Annotated in this window: 12 protein-coding genes and 3 tRNA genes; 2 read left to right on the top strand and 13 right to left on the bottom strand. The window is 52.1% G+C overall.

What is annotated here, in order from left to right; translation table 11 throughout:
- Nucleotides 1–46 precede the first annotated feature (46 nt).
- The 9 genes from K1Y77_RS03570 to K1Y77_RS03530 all read right to left on the bottom strand — a co-directional run bounded on the left by K1Y77_RS03570 (nt 47) and on the right by K1Y77_RS03530 (nt 7,243).
- A tRNA-Arg gene (locus K1Y77_RS03570) sits at nt 47–123 on the bottom strand.
- Nucleotides 124–191: 68 nt separating this feature from the next.
- Nucleotides 192–268, bottom strand: a tRNA-Arg gene (locus K1Y77_RS03565).
- A gap of 45 nt (nt 269–313) precedes the next feature.
- Nucleotides 314–406, bottom strand: a tRNA-Ser gene (locus K1Y77_RS03560).
- Between the two features lie 124 nt (nt 407–530).
- The gene (csrA, locus tag K1Y77_RS03555) at nt 531–719 is read right to left on the bottom strand and encodes a carbon storage regulator CsrA (RefSeq protein ID WP_030069677.1); all 189 of its coding nucleotides are present in this window, start codon (nt 717–719) and stop codon (nt 531–533) included.
- Nucleotides 720–911: 192 nt separating this feature from the next.
- The gene (locus K1Y77_RS03550; RefSeq protein WP_030069675.1) at nt 912–2,162 is read right to left on the bottom strand and encodes an aspartate kinase; all 1,251 of its coding nucleotides are present in this window, start codon (nt 2,160–2,162) and stop codon (nt 912–914) included.
- A 101-nt stretch (nt 2,163–2,263) separates the two neighbouring features.
- On the bottom strand, nt 2,264–4,873 hold the full coding sequence (alaS, locus tag K1Y77_RS03545) for an alanine--tRNA ligase (RefSeq protein ID WP_264430374.1): 2,610 nt from the start codon (nt 4,871–4,873) through the stop codon (nt 2,264–2,266).
- 181 nt (nt 4,874–5,054) lie between these two features.
- Nucleotides 5,055–5,516, bottom strand: a complete 462-nt coding sequence (locus K1Y77_RS03540; RefSeq protein ID WP_264430373.1) for a regulatory protein RecX — start codon at nt 5,514–5,516, stop codon at nt 5,055–5,057.
- A gap of 39 nt (nt 5,517–5,555) precedes the next feature.
- Nucleotides 5,556–6,620 (bottom strand): recombinase RecA, encoded by a 1,065-nt coding sequence (gene recA / locus K1Y77_RS03535; protein WP_030069669.1) that lies wholly within the window; start codon nt 6,618–6,620, stop codon nt 5,556–5,558.
- Nucleotides 6,621–6,709: 89 nt separating this feature from the next.
- Entirely contained in the window at nt 6,710–7,243 is a 534-nt protein-coding gene (locus tag K1Y77_RS03530; protein ID WP_030069667.1) for a CinA family protein, read from the bottom strand.
- A gap of 161 nt (nt 7,244–7,404) precedes the next feature.
- On the opposite strand from K1Y77_RS03530, the gene mutS reads away from it, so the two are divergent.
- Together mutS and fdxA are read left to right on the top strand one after the other, a co-directional pair.
- Nucleotides 7,405–9,972 carry a DNA mismatch repair protein MutS gene (gene mutS, locus K1Y77_RS03525; protein ID WP_264430370.1) on the top strand — a complete coding sequence of 856 codons (2,568 nt, stop codon included), beginning with the start codon at nt 7,405–7,407 and terminating at the stop codon, nt 9,970–9,972.
- Between the two features lie 155 nt (nt 9,973–10,127).
- Entirely contained in the window at nt 10,128–10,451 is a 324-nt protein-coding gene (gene fdxA / locus K1Y77_RS03520) for a ferredoxin FdxA (RefSeq protein WP_009722190.1), read from the top strand.
- A gap of 502 nt (nt 10,452–10,953) precedes the next feature.
- Here fdxA and eno read toward each other — a convergent pair.
- From eno to K1Y77_RS03500, 4 genes are all read right to left on the bottom strand, one after another.
- A complete protein-coding gene (gene eno, locus K1Y77_RS03515; protein ID WP_264430365.1) occupies nt 10,954–12,243 on the bottom strand; it encodes a phosphopyruvate hydratase in 1,290 nt (429 codons plus the stop codon).
- Nucleotides 12,244–12,312: 69 nt separating this feature from the next.
- Nucleotides 12,313–13,197 (bottom strand): 3-deoxy-8-phosphooctulonate synthase, encoded by an 885-nt coding sequence (gene kdsA / locus K1Y77_RS03510; RefSeq protein WP_404813844.1) that lies wholly within the window; start codon nt 13,195–13,197, stop codon nt 12,313–12,315.
- Between the two features lie 10 nt (nt 13,198–13,207).
- The gene (locus tag K1Y77_RS03505) at nt 13,208–14,863 is read right to left on the bottom strand and encodes a CTP synthase (protein WP_030069662.1); all 1,656 of its coding nucleotides are present in this window, start codon (nt 14,861–14,863) and stop codon (nt 13,208–13,210) included.
- 296 nt (nt 14,864–15,159) lie between these two features.
- Nucleotides 15,160–16,578 (bottom strand): FAD-dependent oxidoreductase, encoded by a 1,419-nt coding sequence (locus tag K1Y77_RS03500; RefSeq protein WP_030069660.1) that lies wholly within the window; start codon nt 16,576–16,578, stop codon nt 15,160–15,162.
- Nucleotides 16,579–16,607: the final 29 nt, after the last annotated feature.

Below are 16,607 nucleotides of genomic sequence, written 5' to 3'. Positions count from 1 at the left end.
AGAAACAAGAAAACCCGCTTTCTATTGAAAGCGGGTTTTTCGAATCTGGCGCGCCCGGGAGGATTCGAACCTCCGACCCCCTGATTCGTAGTCAGGTACTCTATCCAGCTGAGCTACGGGCGCTTAACAGTTTTTAACTTCACACAATGTGAGCAAAAACATAGTAACATCAATAACTTCGGCGTGCAAGTTGGCGCGCCCGGGAGGATTCGAACCTCCGACCCCCTGATTCGTAGTCAGGTACTCTATCCAGCTGAGCTACGGGCGCTTATCCAAATTGATACTGCTATCTATTGATGTTGCTATATGCAGTTGGCGGAGAGAGAGGGATTCGAACCCTCGATAGGGCTATAAACCCTATACTCCCTTAGCAGGGGAGCGCCTTCAGCCACTCGGCCACCTCTCCTCAACGGCACGGCGCGAATATTACCGATTTTAATGACTGCTGTCCAGCCCTATGCCGATTTTTTTCGCACCGCCCCGCAACTACCGCTTAAACGCCCTGTAATGGGCGTGACACAGACGGCCACTTATTCCGATTCGCTTTCGCTATTGCGCTCACGCTGAATGCGCTGATAGATCTCTTCGCGATGAACCGAAACATCTTTTGGTGCATTAACACCAATACGGACTTGATTACCTTTCACACCTAACACTGTGACGGTGATCTCATCACCGATCATAAGCGTTTCGCCAACACGGCGGGTTAGGATGAGCATGGCTGATCTCCTTCTCAGACGTTTTATACAACGGGATGTGTCCGCTTAAAGCGACACCACACTATTATGCGGCATGGTGTCGCCGCCACCAATGGCTCAAGCCCCTATGACACCTTAACCTCCCGTTGAAAGAAAGCTCACCACCACACGGCAGTAAGTACTCTTCAGCGTAGAAGGTTTGATGCTTAATTGTTATTCAGATTCGATATCAGACTTATCCAAACCGAATGCTTTGTGTAAGGCGTTAACTGCTAGCTCCATATGCTTTTCATCAATAACGACGGAAATTTTAATTTCCGACGTAGAAACCATACGAATATTGACGTTCTCATCGGCCAGCACGCGGAACATTTTAGAGGCAACACCGGCATGTGAACGCATACCAACCCCTACAAGCGATACTTTGGCAATATTGTCATCGCCGCGTAGCTCGCCGCCACCCAAATCAGGAATTACGGTTTCTTCAAGCAATTTCTTGGTTGCTTTGTAATCGCCTTTGGCAACAGTAAAGGTGAAGTCGGTGTAATCACCAGCAGGTGCCACGTTTTGAACAATCATATCGACTTCGATGTTGGCATCGGCGATAGGTCCCAGGATACGCGACGCCACACCCGGCACATCAGGCGTATTCAACAGGGTTAATTTAGCTTCATTTTTAGTAAAAGCGATACCGGAGATTAGCGGTTCTTCCATAGAGTCCTCGTCTTGGTCTGCGTCTGCAACAATTAGGGTGCCGGGGCCATCTTCAAAGCTCGACAGCACGCGAAGTGGTACGTTGTACTTACCAGCAAATTCGACGGCGCGAATCTGTAGAACTTTGGAGCCTAGGCTTGCTAGCTCAAGCATTTCTTCTACGGTAATGCTCTCAAGACGCTGAGCTTTGGAACACACGCGAGGGTCAGTGGTGTAAACACCATCCACGTCGGTGTATATCTGACACTCATCAGCACCTAGCGCTGCAGCAAGCGCAACACCTGTCGTATCTGAGCCACCACGCCCAAGCGTTGTAATATTGCCGTCTTCATCAACGCCTTGGAACCCAGCGACTACTACCACTTTACCTTCATCAAGGTCAGCTTTAAGGTCATCGGTTTCAATGCGCTGAATACGCGCTTTGGTATAAGCGCTATCGGTGTGAATGCCGACTTGGGCACCCGTATGGGAAGTGGCAGAAACACCAATTTGCTGAAGCGCCATTGCCAACAATGAAATCGTCACTTGCTCACCGGTCGAGAGCAGCATGTCCATTTCGCGTGGTGCTGGGTCTTCATTGATTGCGTTTGCCATATCGGTCAGGCGGTTGGTCTCTCCGCTCATCGCTGATACCACCACGACAACTTGGTGGCCTTGATCGCGAAAGCCTTTAACCTTTTCCGCCACGGCCTTGATACGGTCGACAGAGCCCACCGAGGTGCCGCCGAACTTCTGTACGTATAATGCCATATGCCGTTTTTTCCTATAGGTTCGGGAATGGAGGGTGAGTGTTGTTATTGCTATTTAACAAAAAAGGCCGGTAGCACAGATAGTGCCACCGGCCTTTTTAATTAGCTAAGCGTATTTTCCAACCAAGCCGGCACACTGCTTAATGCCGCCGGCAAGGCATCGGGTAAACTGCCCCCCGCTTGAGCCATATCGGGACGGCCACCACCTTTACCGCCCACCTGCGAAGCGACATGATTGACTAATTCACCAGCCTTAACGCGGCCTACTAAGTCTTGGGTAACACCGGCAATTAGGCTCACTTTACCTGCCGCTGCATCCGCAACTCCAAGCAAGATGACGCCAGAGCCAAGCTTGTTTTTCAACTGATCAAGTACGCCACGTAAATCTTTACCGGAAACACCCTCAAGCTGGGTGACCAGTAAATTAACACCATTAATTTCCTGCACTTGGTTAAGCATGTCACTGCCCGCAGCGCTTGCCAGCTTTGCTTTCAGTTGCTCAAGCTCTTTTTCCAGTGCGCGGTTACGCTCAACCAGTGATTCGACCCGTGCTTCGACTTGCTCGGGTTTGGTTTTTAGTCGCTCACCTAACCGTTGAACACGGGCCTCCTGCTCACGGAAATAAGCTAGCGCATTTTCACCAGTAATCGCTTCAATACGACGCACGCCGGAAGCGATACCGACTTCGCTCACCACGTGGCAACACCCAATATCGCCACTACGTTTTACGTGGGTACCACCACATAGCTCGATAGAGAAGTCATCAGCTCCAATGGTCAATACTCGAACGTTATCGGCATATTTTGCCTCAAACAACGCAGCCGCCCCTTTAGCTTTCGCTTCTGCTAGGCTCATCTGCTCTGTTTTGGTCGGAGCATTCGCTAAGATTTGCTCATTTACCAGTCGTTCTACTTCTGCCAACTGCTCAGCAGTCATTGGCTCGAAGTGGCTAAAGTCGAAGCGCAGACGCTCAGCATTAACTAGCGAGCCTTTCTGCTGAACGTGGTCACCCAGCACCATGCGCAGTGCTTTGTGTAGCAAGTGAGTCGCTGAGTGATTACGGATGGTGGCGCCACGCAAGCTTGTATCCACCTCACCCCGGACGTTTGCGCCAACGCTCAGCGCGCCCTCTACCATAATCCCTTGGTGAAGGTGGTGACCACGCTGCTTCTGTGTGTCGGTGACCTGGAAGCGACCGCCCTCAACGTATAAGTAACCAGTATCGCCTACCTGCCCACCCGATTCGCCATAGAAAGGAGTACGATCCAGTACAACAGTGCCTTTCTGCCCCGCTTCCAAGGCAGCTAATGCATTGCCTTCGCTGTCCACGATGGCAGTGACTGTCGCTTGGTCAGCCAGGAGCTCGTAGCCAGTGAACTGGGTTTCGCCTTCCAGGTCGATAGCAGCGCTGTAGTCTGCACCAAACTGGCTAGCCGCTCGCGCCCGCTCGCGCTGCGCTTCTAACTCACGCTGGAAACCGGCTTCATCTAAGGTAACTTCGCGCTCGCGACAAACATCCGCGGTCAAATCGAAGGGGAAACCGTAGGTATCGTAAAGTTTGAAGACGGTTTCGCCTGGCAGCACGCCACCTTGCAGCTCTTCAAGCGCTTGATTCAATAACCCCATACCGTGATCGAGCGTGCGTGCAAACTGCTCTTCTTCTTTAAGCAGCACGCGGCCTATCTGATCGCTGGCATCGCGCAGCTCAGGATAGGCACCTCCCATTTCGGCATCCAGCGCGGTTACCAACTTATGGAAAAACGGCTCAGAAGCGCCAAGCTTATGCCCGTGGCGAATTGCTCGGCGGATAATACGGCGCAACACATAGCCACGCCCTTCGTTAGAAGGCAATACGCCGTCTGCGATCAAAAAGGCACAAGAGCGAATATGGTCCGCAATAACGCGTAGCGACGGCGTTGTAGTGTCCCCATGACCGGTCGCTTCGGCAGCCGCTTTAAGCAGGTTTTGGAACAGATCAATCTCGTAGTTGGAGTGAACGCCCTGCATAACGGCAGCCACTCGCTCCAGCCCCATCCCCGTATCAATGGAAGGTTTGGGCAGCGGATTCAATGTTCCAGCGGCATCACGGTCGAACTGCATGAACACAAGGTTCCAGATTTCGATATAGCGATCGCCATCTTCTTCAGGACTACCAGGCGGTCCACCCCATACGTCGGGACCATGATCGAAAAAGATTTCAGAGCTAGGACCACAAGGACCAGTGTCACCCATTTGCCAGAAATTATCTTCATCAAGCTTTGAGAAACGCTCAGGATCAATGCCGATTTCATCTTTCCAAATGCGCTCTGCTTCGTCGTCACTAATATGCACTGTTACCCAAAGTTTCTCTTTGGGCAGGCCTAGCGTTTCCGTTAGGAATGTCCAGGCAAAGCGAATCGCTTCACGCTTGAAGTAATCACCAAAACTAAAATTACCCAACATTTCAAAAAACGTATGGTGACGCGCGGTGTAACCAACGTTATCTAGATCGTTGTGCTTACCGCCAGCGCGCACACAACGCTGAGCAGAGGTAGCACGCACATAGGGACGCGGGTCGCGGCCAAGAAAAACATCTTTAAAGGGCACCATGCCTGCATTGGTGAAGAGCAGTGTCGGGTCGTTGCCCGGCACAAGAGAGCTAGTGGGCACAACCGTATGCCCCTGCTTTTCAAAAAAAGATAAAAAGGCCTGTCTGATCTCTGCGCTTTTCATAGGGTATCCGTGACAAGAAAGCATGATGCCCCAGGGCGCTGTCGCCGCCACCCGCTGGGGTCGCAAAGGGAGCATTATAACGCAGTTGTCAAACGACTAAAGCCGCAGTTAGTGGCAGAACGAAAACAGATGGCGAAATAGCAATGGGAAGTGACTGACAGAAAGGACTGACCAAAAGAAATTACAAGCAGGATAGCGCGTAGCGTATCTGCTCAAAATCAAAGCCACGAGTGGCAAGAAAGCGCTCACGCTTAGCACGATCCTTGGGCGTTTCGCCTGGTGTAGTAAAACGTCGAGCCAAGGTATCACGGGCTAACTCAAACCAGTCCACAGCTTCTTGCTCTTCTACGGTTTCCAAAGCCGTCACTGACGTTTCTTTATCTACGCCACGCTGACGCAGCTCGCCTTTAATACGAATAAGACCTTGTCCGCGAAGAATACGCGAACGTATAAAGCTTTCGGCAAAGCGCTCATCAGACTGCAAACTCTGCTCTTGCAACGCGTCTAGACAAGCAGCAATAGCATCCGCTTGAAAGGATCTTTGCTGCAATTTACGCGTTAGCTCAGCGCGAGAGTACTCGCGCCGAGCTAATAGTTGAACGGCAACTTCACGTGGCGTTAACTCACCACTGGAAGAAAACATATCGCTCACTCAGTGTAGAGAACAGCATCCTAAAACAGCTTATAGCAAGTCGTCATCACTATCAGCAACTGCGTCTGCCGCGGGCGCTGTCTCTTCTTTTTTAGGATCAGGCTTCGCCAACAACTGTTCGCGAATTTGGGTTTCAATCTCAAGCATAATATCAGGATGCTCTTCCAGATATAGCGCCGAGTTTGCCTTACCCTGGCCAATTTTCTTACCTTTGTAGCTGTACCACGCGCCCGCTTTATCTACCAAGCCACACTGAACGCCCAGGTCGATTACCTCGCCGGCATGGTAAATACCTTTGCCGTAAAGAATCTGGAACTCCGCCTGACGGAAGGGGGGGGCAACCTTGTTTTTAACTACTTTGACACGGGTTTCGTTACCCGTGACTTCATCACCCGATTTTACAGAGCCGGTACGACGGATGTCTAAACGTACGCTTGCATAGAATTTAAGCGCGTTACCGCCGGTCGTCGTTTCGGGCGAACCGAACATCACGCCGATTTTCATGCGAATCTGGTTAATAAACACCACTAAGCAGTTGGCGTTTTTAATATTACCGGTAATTTTGCGCAATGCTTGAGACATTAAGCGTGCTTGAAGACCAACGTGGGAGTCGCCCATCTCGCCTTCTATTTCAGCACGCGGGGTTAATGCCGCCACGGAGTCAATCACAATCACATCAACACCGCCGGACCGTACCAACATATCGGTAATTTCCAGCGCTTGCTCACCGGTATCAGGCTGGGAAACCAGCAAGTCGTCCAGATTAACACCGAGCTTTTCTGCATAGCTTGGGTCCAGAGCATGCTCTGCATCGACAAACGCACATACTTTGCCCTGCTTTTGCGCTTGCGCAATAACTGACAGGGTCAAGGTTGTTTTACCTGATGACTCTGGGCCAAAAATTTCGCATACGCGTCCATACGGCAGGCCACCAATGCCAAGTGCAATATCAAGCCCCAATGAACCAGTGGAGACAGACGGCATCACCACGCGCGGTGCATCGCCAAGGCGCATAACAGTTCCTTTACCAAACTGGCGATCAATTTGGCTAAGTGCAGCATTTAGCGCTTTGGTGCGGTTGTCATCCTGAGCCATGCAGAAATTCCTCATTACAAACTGTATAATTAGCCAGTAGTATGCCAAAGATTAGCGGTTAAACAAATCCTCAGCACTATATTTAATGTTTATTTCTTTTCCTTGTCTTTCGCCTGAGCCATCAAGCGAGCAACCAGCCCTGCCAATGCTTCACGCACGGCCTGCTCGCGCACGGCCTGCCGATCACCATAAAAGTGGAAGCATGCTGCTTGCTGACTTTCCGCACTACCCCAAGAAAGCCATACGGTACCCACAGGCTTCTCTGGGCTACCACCATCGGGGCCTGCCACTCCACTGACTGCAACAGCTAAGCTAGCGCCACTGTCTATACAAGCGCCTTTAACCATCGCATTTACTACCTGTTCGCTGACTGCGCCATGGGCTTCAATAACAGCCTCAGGCACTTTCAACATACGCGTTTTAGCGGCATTGGAGTAGGTCACGTAGCCCGCTGTAAAATACGCTGAGCTACCCGCTACAGAGGTAATCGCGCTGGCAATCCCACCGCCGGTGCAGGACTCTGCCGTGGAAACGTCAACCCCAAGCTGCTGGCACAGCTTTCCCAACCGCTGAGCAAGCAGTGATAGGTCAAGATTCTTGAGGCTTGAAACGCTAGGTGCCATGGTGACTCCTTCATGTGAGACCTTAGTTCAGCGTAGAATACCGTGTTTAACTTTCTCAAAGAAATTGCTCAAAGAAATTGCTCAAAGAAATCGCTTAAAGTAACTGCCAAAGAACATGCCGCAAGCCAACACTGCTTGCGCAACGCTTAACCAGGACGCCCATGTCACAGGCCAGCCCCGCTCACACGCCCATGATGGCGCAATATCTGAAGATCAAACGCGATCACCCTGAGGTACTGCTATTTTACCGAATGGGGGATTTTTACGAGCTATTTTTCGATGATGCCAAACGCGCTTCGATGCTGCTGGATATCACGCTTACCCAGCGCGGCCAGTCAGGTGGTAAGCCCATTCCTATGGCAGGTGTGCCCTACCATAGTGCTGAAGGCTATTTAGCTCGTCTAGTGTCAGCTGGTGAGTCTGTTGCCATCTGCGAGCAAGTCGGTGACCCTGCCACCAGCAAAGGCCCAGTTGACCGGCAAGTAGTTCGCATCGTCACCCCTGGAACGCTTCACGATGAAGCTCTGCTAGATGCCCGCCGCGATAATGTGCTGGTCGCCGTTGCGCCCGGCAAAGAGAGCTGGGGCCTTGCGTGGCTGGAACTTTCCAGCGGTCGCTTCAATATCCTTGAAGTAGAAAGTGAAGCAGAAATGCAGGCAGAGCTAACCCGCCTATCGCCTGCCGAACTGTTAGTACCCGAAAGTTTGACCCTGCCCGACGCATGGTCTCAAAAGCGCAGTCTACGCCGTCAAGGCGAATGGTTGTTTGACTTAGACAGCGCCACTCGCAGCCTGTGCGATCAGTTTGAAGTTCAGGATTTACGCGGCTTTGGCTGTGCACACCTAACCACCGCACTAATCGCTGCGGGTGTGCTGATCGATTACGCCCGCGACACTCAGCGCTCACGCCTGCCTCACGTCACGGCCATTAGTGTCGAAAACCGCGATGAAGCCGTAGTGATTGACGCGGCCAGTCGGCGCAACCTAGAAATTGATATTAATCTCGGTGGCAACAGCGATAACACGCTGGCCAGTGTGCTAGACACCTGCACCACCGCGATGGGATCACGTTTATTAAAGCGCTGGCTGAACCGCCCGCTGCGCCAGCGTGACGTCGTGGAAAACCGTCACGCTGGCGTGGCGTTACTTTCGATAGACGTCGCCTATATGGCACTTCGTGAGACATTAAGCGACGTAGGCGATGTTGAACGTATCCTAGCCCGCGTCGCGTTGTATAGCGCCCGCCCACGAGATCTAGCGCGCCTACGCGACGCCCTAGTAACTCTACCCACACTTGAGCAACTACTAAGTGATATTGATAGCGGTAGCGCCATAGATGCTCTTAAACCGCACATTTGCCCCTACCCTGAGATAGCGGATACGTTAACTCGCGCATTGGTTGAGAATCCGCCGGTGGTGATTCGCGATGGCGGCGTGATTGCAAACGGCTTTGACGCCGAACTAGATGAACACCGTGGTATGGCTGAAAATGCCGGTGATTACCTAGTGCAGTTGGAATTGCGTGAGCGTGAACGCACTGGCCTGGCCAATTTAAAAGTCGGCTATAACCGAGTTCATGGCTACTTTATTGAACTCCCTCGCTCTCAAGCCCAGCAGGCACCCGCCGACTACATCCGTCGTCAAACGCTGAAAAACGCTGAACGCTTTATCATTCCAGAACTTAAAGAGTTTGAAGACAAAGCACTCTCGGCCAAGTCCAGAGCACTCACGCGTGAAAAGTGGCTTTATGAGCGCTTAATGGGAGAGCTCAACGCGGCGCTTCATGCGTTGCAAAACACCTCGCGGGCGTTAGCTGAACTTGACGTACTCTGCGCCTTTGCCGAGCGTGCCGAGGCACTCAACTGGGTAAGGCCCCAGCTCAGCGATGCCACTGGCCTAAAAATTACTGCTGGACGACACCCCGTCGTCGAACACGTTAGCGACACACCGTTTGTACCTAACGATGTCACACTAACGCCTGAGCAGCACATGTTGATTATCACCGGTCCCAACATGGGCGGTAAATCCACCTATATGCGCCAAACCGCGCTCATCGCGCTGCTGGCTCATAGCGGCAGCTTTGTACCAGCCGATAGCGCTGAAATAGGACCTGTGGATCGTATTTTTACCCGTATTGGCTCGTCAGATGACCTGGCAGGCGGTCGCTCTACGTTTATGGTCGAAATGACCGAAACCGCTAATATTCTGCACAACGCGACTGAACATAGCTTGGTATTAATGGACGAAATTGGCCGTGGCACCAGCACCTTTGATGGCCTTTCACTCGCCTGGGCAAGTGCCGAGTACTTAGCTGATGCGCGGGCACTAACACTGTTTGCCACTCACTACTTTGAAATGACCGCGCTACCGGAACAGGCCGAAGGCGTGGCTAACATTCACCTGACCGCTACCGAGCATGGCGACAGTATCGTATTTATGCACCGCATTGAGGCTGGCCCAGCAAGTCAGAGCTATGGCCTACAGGTGGCACAGCTGGCGGGGGTTCCTAGTCATGTGATCCACAGGGCGCGTGAAAAGCTAGTGGCCTTGGAAAAAAAGGAAGTGGTTGAATTGCAGCGCCCTAACGGGAAGCCCACGACCCCGCAACAAAACGACCTGTTTGCTAGCGCCCCACACCCAGTGGTAGAAGCGCTGGGTAAGGCCGATATAGACGATTTAACACCTCGAGAAGCGCTAGCTCTGCTCTATCAGTGGCGAGAACTACTGTGATGGAGTGACCAGAAAGTCATGAGCGCTTGCCGCCGCGTAAGGGCACCACTAGAATGTCGCCCATACTGTTTTATCTTATAAAAAACGATCGATTTATAACCATTAACTATTGACCACGACCGGGACACACCCGGTCCCGCAAGAGGGATAGCAAGATGACGTTTGTCGTTACCGAGAACTGCATCCAGTGCAAATACACCGACTGTGTGGAAGTCTGTCCGGTCGACTGCTTCTACGAAGGCCCCAACTTCCTGGTCATTCATCCAGACGAGTGTATTGACTGCGCCCTGTGTGAACCGGAGTGCCCCGCCGAAGCTATCTTCTCTGAGGACGAGCTGCCGGATGGCCAAGAGCAGTTTATAGAAATCAATGCGGAACTGGCCGATGTATGGCCAAATATTGCCGAGAAAAAAGATCCGCTGCCTGATGCAGAAGAGTGGGATGGCAAAACGGGTAAGCTCGAGAAACTAGAGCGCTAACCCCAAGCGCTATTTTTTCAAATCAGCTTTTCAAACCAGCGTTCGCGCTGGTTTTTTTTATTTTGGTGGTATATCAAGCAACAATAGACTACAAAAAAGTGCGCTATAAAAAGAGCAGGCTACAAAAAAAGGCGGCCCGTAGGCCGCCCGCTCCAAGCACTTCCTCTGACCACTCCCTGTGTCAAACTCCTCAGATACTATCCTTGCCAGGGCTCACCTCACTGTATCACCCGGCGTATCTGACCTGCATCCCGTTGCATCCTGCCTGAAGCATCCTTGCCTCCCCTGTCCTAGATACAGTGTGGCAGAAAGCCATCACAACTCAAGCGGGCAAAAACGACAACAGGCAAGCCGCTGCGGCTCACCTGTTATTAAAAATACCAAAAAAATCAAAAACATAAACCCAAATTACAAAAAGCATTTGAGTCGTTAGCGTCGGCATTTGTAAGACATCTCTTACAAAATTTTGAGATATCTCTTACACGCCGACGCCCATTTCCACCTACTGCCCTTTAATAGCTTTCAAGCCAGGGTAGACCACATTGCCCAATTCGGCTTCGATGACGAGCAGACGGTTATATTTCGCTACGCGGTCGGAACGGCATAGTGAGCCCGTTTTAATTTGGCCTGCACAAGTGCCCACTGCTAAATCAGCAATCGTAGTATCTTCAGTTTCACCGCTGCGATGAGAAATGACGGCTGTAAAGCCAGCATCCTGGGCCATTTTGATCGCATCCAGCGTTTCAGACAGCGAGCCAATTTGATTGAATTTGATCAGAATTGAGTTACCAATTTGTTCGTCGATGCCACGTTTGAGTATTTTAGTATTGGTAACAAACAAATCATCGCCAACCAGCTGTACTTTCTCGCCCAGCTTGTCAGTCAGTGCTTTCCAGCCCGCCCAGTCTGACTCATCCATACCATCTTCGATGGAAACAATCGGATAGTCCGCACAAAGCCCCGCCAGGTACCCGGCAAAACCTTCGGCATCGTAGCTTTTACCTTCACCACTTAAGTTGTACTGGCCATCTTTGTAGAACTCAGAAGAAGCACAATCAAGCGCCAAGGTGACGTCTTTACCCAGGGCATAACCCGCGTCTGCAACAGCTTGCTTAATGATCGCCAGGGCGTCTGCGTTAGATGCCAAGTTAGGAGCAAAACCGCCTTCGTCACCCACAGACGTAGAAAGGCCTTTAGCAGACAGCACTTTTTTCAGCGCGTGGAAAATTTCCGCGCCCATTCGTAGGCCTTCACGGAAGTTTGCCGCACCTACTGGCTGTACCATGAACTCTTGGATATCAACGTTATTATCCGCATGCTCGCCGCCGTTAAGAATGTTCATCATCGGTACCGGCATGCTGTACTGGCCCGGCTGGCCATAAAGCTCGGCAATGTGCGCATAAAGCGGCACACCTTTCGCATTAGCAGCGGCTTTAGCGGCAGCCAGTGACACCGCTAGGATGGCATTTGCGCCCAGATTAGCTTTGTTTTCAGTGCCATCCAGGGCCAACATTGCGTCATCCAGCCCACGCTGATCACGCGCATCCATTCCTAACAACGCACCACTGATTTTGCCATTCACGGCCTCAACGGCTTTTAAAACACCTTTGCCAAGGTAACGTGTCTTGTCGCCATCGCGCAGCTCAAGCGCTTCGCGGGAGCCAGTAGAAGCACCGCTGGGCGCACATGCTTCACCTACGGCGCCACTTTCCAGACGCACCATAGCCTGAACTGTGGGGTTGCCGCGGGAATCAAGCACTTCTAGCGCGCTGATTTCAACAATTTTGGTCATAACAGTATCCTTTGGTTGTCAGTCTAATGGATGATTGGGGTTCAATGTACACCAAGTTTGCTACCGCGGTTAACGGATGGTAAGAGGCGCAAACCCTTTCACCAGGGCATCTAACTGCGAAAGCTGAGTCAAAAATGGCTCTAATTGATCCAATGGCAGTGCACAGGGCCCGTCGCACTTAGCGTTATCTGGGTCTGGATGCGCTTCTAAGAAAATTCCCGCTAAGCCAACTGCGACGCCCGCACGGGCAAGTTCGGCTACTTGGGCACGGCGGCCATCGGCACTGTCCGCACGGCCACCTGGACGCTGTAAGGCATGGGTAACATCGAAAAACACCGGATAGCCGGTCTGCTTCATATCACCAACGCCCAGCATATCCACTACAAGATTGTTATAGCCGAAGCTAGTGCCACGCTCGCACAACATCAGGCGATCGTTACCGGCTTCTTGGAATTTGGTAAGGATATGGCGCATTTCGTGAGGTGCTAGAAACTGCGGTTTTTTTATATTAATCGCCGCGCCGGTGTTGGCCATCGCCACCACTAAATCGGTCTGACGGGCAAGAAACGCTGGCAGCTGAATAATATCAGCAACTTCCGCCGCAGGAGCTGCCTGCCAGGGTTCATGAACGTCGGTTATGATGGGCACGTTATAGCGCGCTTTAATATCCGCTAAAATCTGCAAACCTTTTTCTAGGCCTGGTCCACGATAAGAGTGGATCGAACTACGGTTTGCTTTATCAAAGCTTGCCTTAAAAACATAAGGCATCCCGAGTTTTTGCGTCACCTTCACATAGGCCTGCGCCACTTCATCGGCAAGCGCCGCCGACTCCAGCACATTCATGCCGCCTAATAACATTAGCGGCAAAGAATTGCCGGCGGTTAGGCCGGCAACGTTAATATGACGCTCTGGAAGGGCTGATTGAGACGCCGAAGACATGCTCTTGGAAGACATTCGCTCTCCCTTATTCCTGAGTCGTTGTATGGGCGCGCGTGCGTGCCGTTTTGTGCTCTAAAGCAGCGTTAACAAACCCAGAGAACAGCGGATGCCCATCGCGCGGTGTTGAAGTAAATTCCGGATGGAATTGGCACGCCACGTACCAAGGATGATCAGCCAGCTCGACCACCTCTACCAAGGATTGATCAACGCTCTTGCCTGAAATAACCAAGCCCGCCTGCTCCAACTCATCAATAAACTGGTTATTGACTTCAAAGCGGTGGCGGTGACGCTCGACAATCTCATCAGCGCCATAGGCTTCGCGGGCTTTGCTGCCTGCTTTCAAATGACAGATCTGCCCACCTAGACGCATCGTACCGCCTAAGTCAGAGGCAGCGTCGCGCAGCTCGATCTTGCCTTCGGCGTTAATCCACTCAGTAATCAAGCCCACTACGGGGTGCTTGGTGTCGTGGGTAAATTCGGTAGAGTTAGCGTCTTTCCAGCCAGCTACGTTGCGGGCAAACTCAATGACTGCCACCTGCATGCCAAGACAAATCCCCAAGTAGGGAATATTGTTCTCACGGGCAAACTGGGCGGTAAGAATTTTGCCTTCCACGCCGCGCTCGCCGAAGCCACCAGGCACTAAGATGGCATCTTTGCCAGCGAGCCGTTCGGTTCCGTGGTGCTCAATATCTTCAGAGTCGATATAGTCGACATTAACCTTGATACGCCCTTGAATACCCGCATGAATGAGCGCTTCGTTAAGTGACTTGTAAGCATCCAATAGCTCCATGTACTTGCCGACCATGGCAATGCTTACCGACTTCAGCGGGTTCAGCTTGGAGTCCAGCACCTTAACCCACTCAGAAAGGTCCGCAGGCTCGGCTTCCAAACGCAGCTTGTCGCAAACAATGTCGTCCAGGCCGTGCTCGTGCAGCATCAACGGAATGCGATATATGGTATCGGCATCCTGCAGCGGTACCACCGCACGCTCTTCTACGTTAGTAAACAGAGCAATTTTGCGGCGCTCGCTCTCTTCCAACTCTACTTCACTACGGCAGATCAGAATATCCGGCTGGATACCAATCGAACGTAGCTCTTTAACGCTGTGCTGAGTCGGCTTGGTCTTAGTCTCGCCTGCCGTCTTGATATACGGCACCAGCGTGAGGTGCATGTAAATCGCCCGGCTGGCGCCAAGCTCACTGCGAATCTGGCGAATTGACTCAAGAAACGGTAGCGATTCGATATCACCTACCGTACCACCGATTTCCACCAGCGCCACGTCAAAGCCTTCACCGCCAGCATAGACACGCTGCTTGATCTCATCGGTAATGTGCGGGATGACCTGAACGGTGCCACCCAGGTAATCACCACGGCGCTCTTTGCGCAGCACACTCTCGTACACGCGGCCAGTGGTGAAATTATTACCTTGGGTCATTTTGGTGCGAATAAAGCGCTCGTAGTGCCCTAAGTCCAAGTCCGTCTCGGCGCCATCTTCGGTGACGAACACCTCGCCGTGCTGGAAAGGACTCATGGTGCCCGGGTCCACGTTGATGTAGGGGTCGAGCTTGAGCATGGTGACCTTAAGGCCGCGGGCCTCTAGAATCGCCGCCAGCGAGGCCGACGCGATGCCCTTGCCAAGAGAGGACACAACGCCGCCGGTCACGAAGATATATCGTGTCATGGAAAACCTGTCGAAACGTGATCAAAAGGCGTAACAGAAAGCCACACCAGGATGGGATGACAGAATAGCAGAGTACGCCTAAAGGCTCAATTTGAACTGCTCTCGATGGGCGACACCGAGGTCAGACCTAAACGAGGGTCTTTTGTCATGGCCGGAAAATGTTCCCCTCCGGCATTTCCGCCATCCATGGCGGTCAGATGACAAAAGTAGCGCCCATGGATGGGTTCACAGCGCCCTCGCGAAGGCCTGAAGTCGGGAAAGTCGCCCTATTAAGACTTACTTCCCCAGTCTCACTATCAAACCCCCAGGTAATCCAAAATCCCCTCAGCAGCTTGGCGGCCTTCATAAATTGCGGTCACGACTAAGTCAGAGCCGCGCACCATATCGCCACCGGCAAAAATTTTCTCATTGCTGGTTTGGTAGGCGTACTGGCCGTGTTCTGGCGCTTTTACGCGATCACGCTCATCGACCTGGATGTTGGCACCATCAAACCAAGGCGCTGGACTTGCCTGGAAACCAAACGCTACCACGACAGCGTCAGCAGCAATGATCTCTTCAGACCCAGGCACCACTTCAGGACGACGACGGCCATTCTCATCGGGCTCACCCAAACGGGTGCGCACAACCTTAACCCCTTCGACCTGCTCTTCGCCCACCACCGCAACCGGCTGACGGTTGAACAGAAACTCAACGCCCTCTTCACGCGCATTGGCAACTTCACGGCGTGAACCCGGCATATTCTCTTCATCGCGGCGATAAGCGCAGATCACGCTATCAGCGCGCTGGCGAATGGAGGTGCGATTACAATCCATGGCAGTATCACCACCACCCAGCACCACCACACGCTTACCTTCCATCGAGATAAAATCGTTAGGATCTTTTTCAAAGCCTAACCGGCGATTAACGTTAGCGATCAGGAAATCGAGCGCTTTGTACACGCCAGGCAAATCTTCGCCGGGGAAGCCCCCTTCCATGTACTTATAGGTGCCCATCCCTAGAAAAACAGCATCGTATTCCTGCAGCAGCGTGTCGAATTCGATGTCGGTGCCAATCTCAGTATTCAAACGAAACTCGACACCCATCTCTTCAAAGACAGCGCGGCGACGTTCCATCACGTTCTTTTCCAGTTTGAACTCTGGAATACCGAAAGTAAGCAGGCCGCCAATCTCGGGGTATTTATCAAACACCACCGGCTTGACGCCATTGCGTGCCAGAATATCAGCGCAACCAAGACCTGCGGGCCCCGCACCGACGATAGCGACCTTCTTATCGGTCCACTCCACCTTAGACATATCCGGACGCCAGCCCATCGCAAACGCCGTGTCGGTAATGTACTTCTCCACCGAACCGATAGTAACCGCACCAAAGCCATCGTTCAGCGTACAGTCGCCTTCACACAGACGGTCTTGTGGGCATACGCGGCCACAGACTTCCGGCAGCGAATTGGTTTTGTGTGACAGCTCAGCCGCTTCAATAATGTTGCCTTCCACCACCAGCTGAAGCCAGTTGGGAATATAGTTATGTACTGGGCACTTCCATTCACAGTACGGATTGCCACAGTGCAGGCAACGGTGCGCTTGGCTCGCCGCATCAGTGGGTTTAAAAGGTTCGTAAATTTCAGCGAACTCTTTTGACCGAGTATGTGCGGCTTTTTTCTGTGGGTCTTTACGACCCACATCTACAAACTGAAAATCGTTGTTTAAACGGTTAGCCATGATCTCTCTCCTCGAAGCGTAGGCTCTGG

Origin of the sequence: Halomonas qaidamensis, assembly GCF_025917315.1 — a bacterium.
Lineage (GTDB): Bacteria > Pseudomonadota > Gammaproteobacteria > Pseudomonadales > Halomonadaceae > Vreelandella > Vreelandella qaidamensis.
Note: the sequence above shows the minus strand (reverse complement) of the source record. Positions and strands in the feature narration are given on the sequence as shown.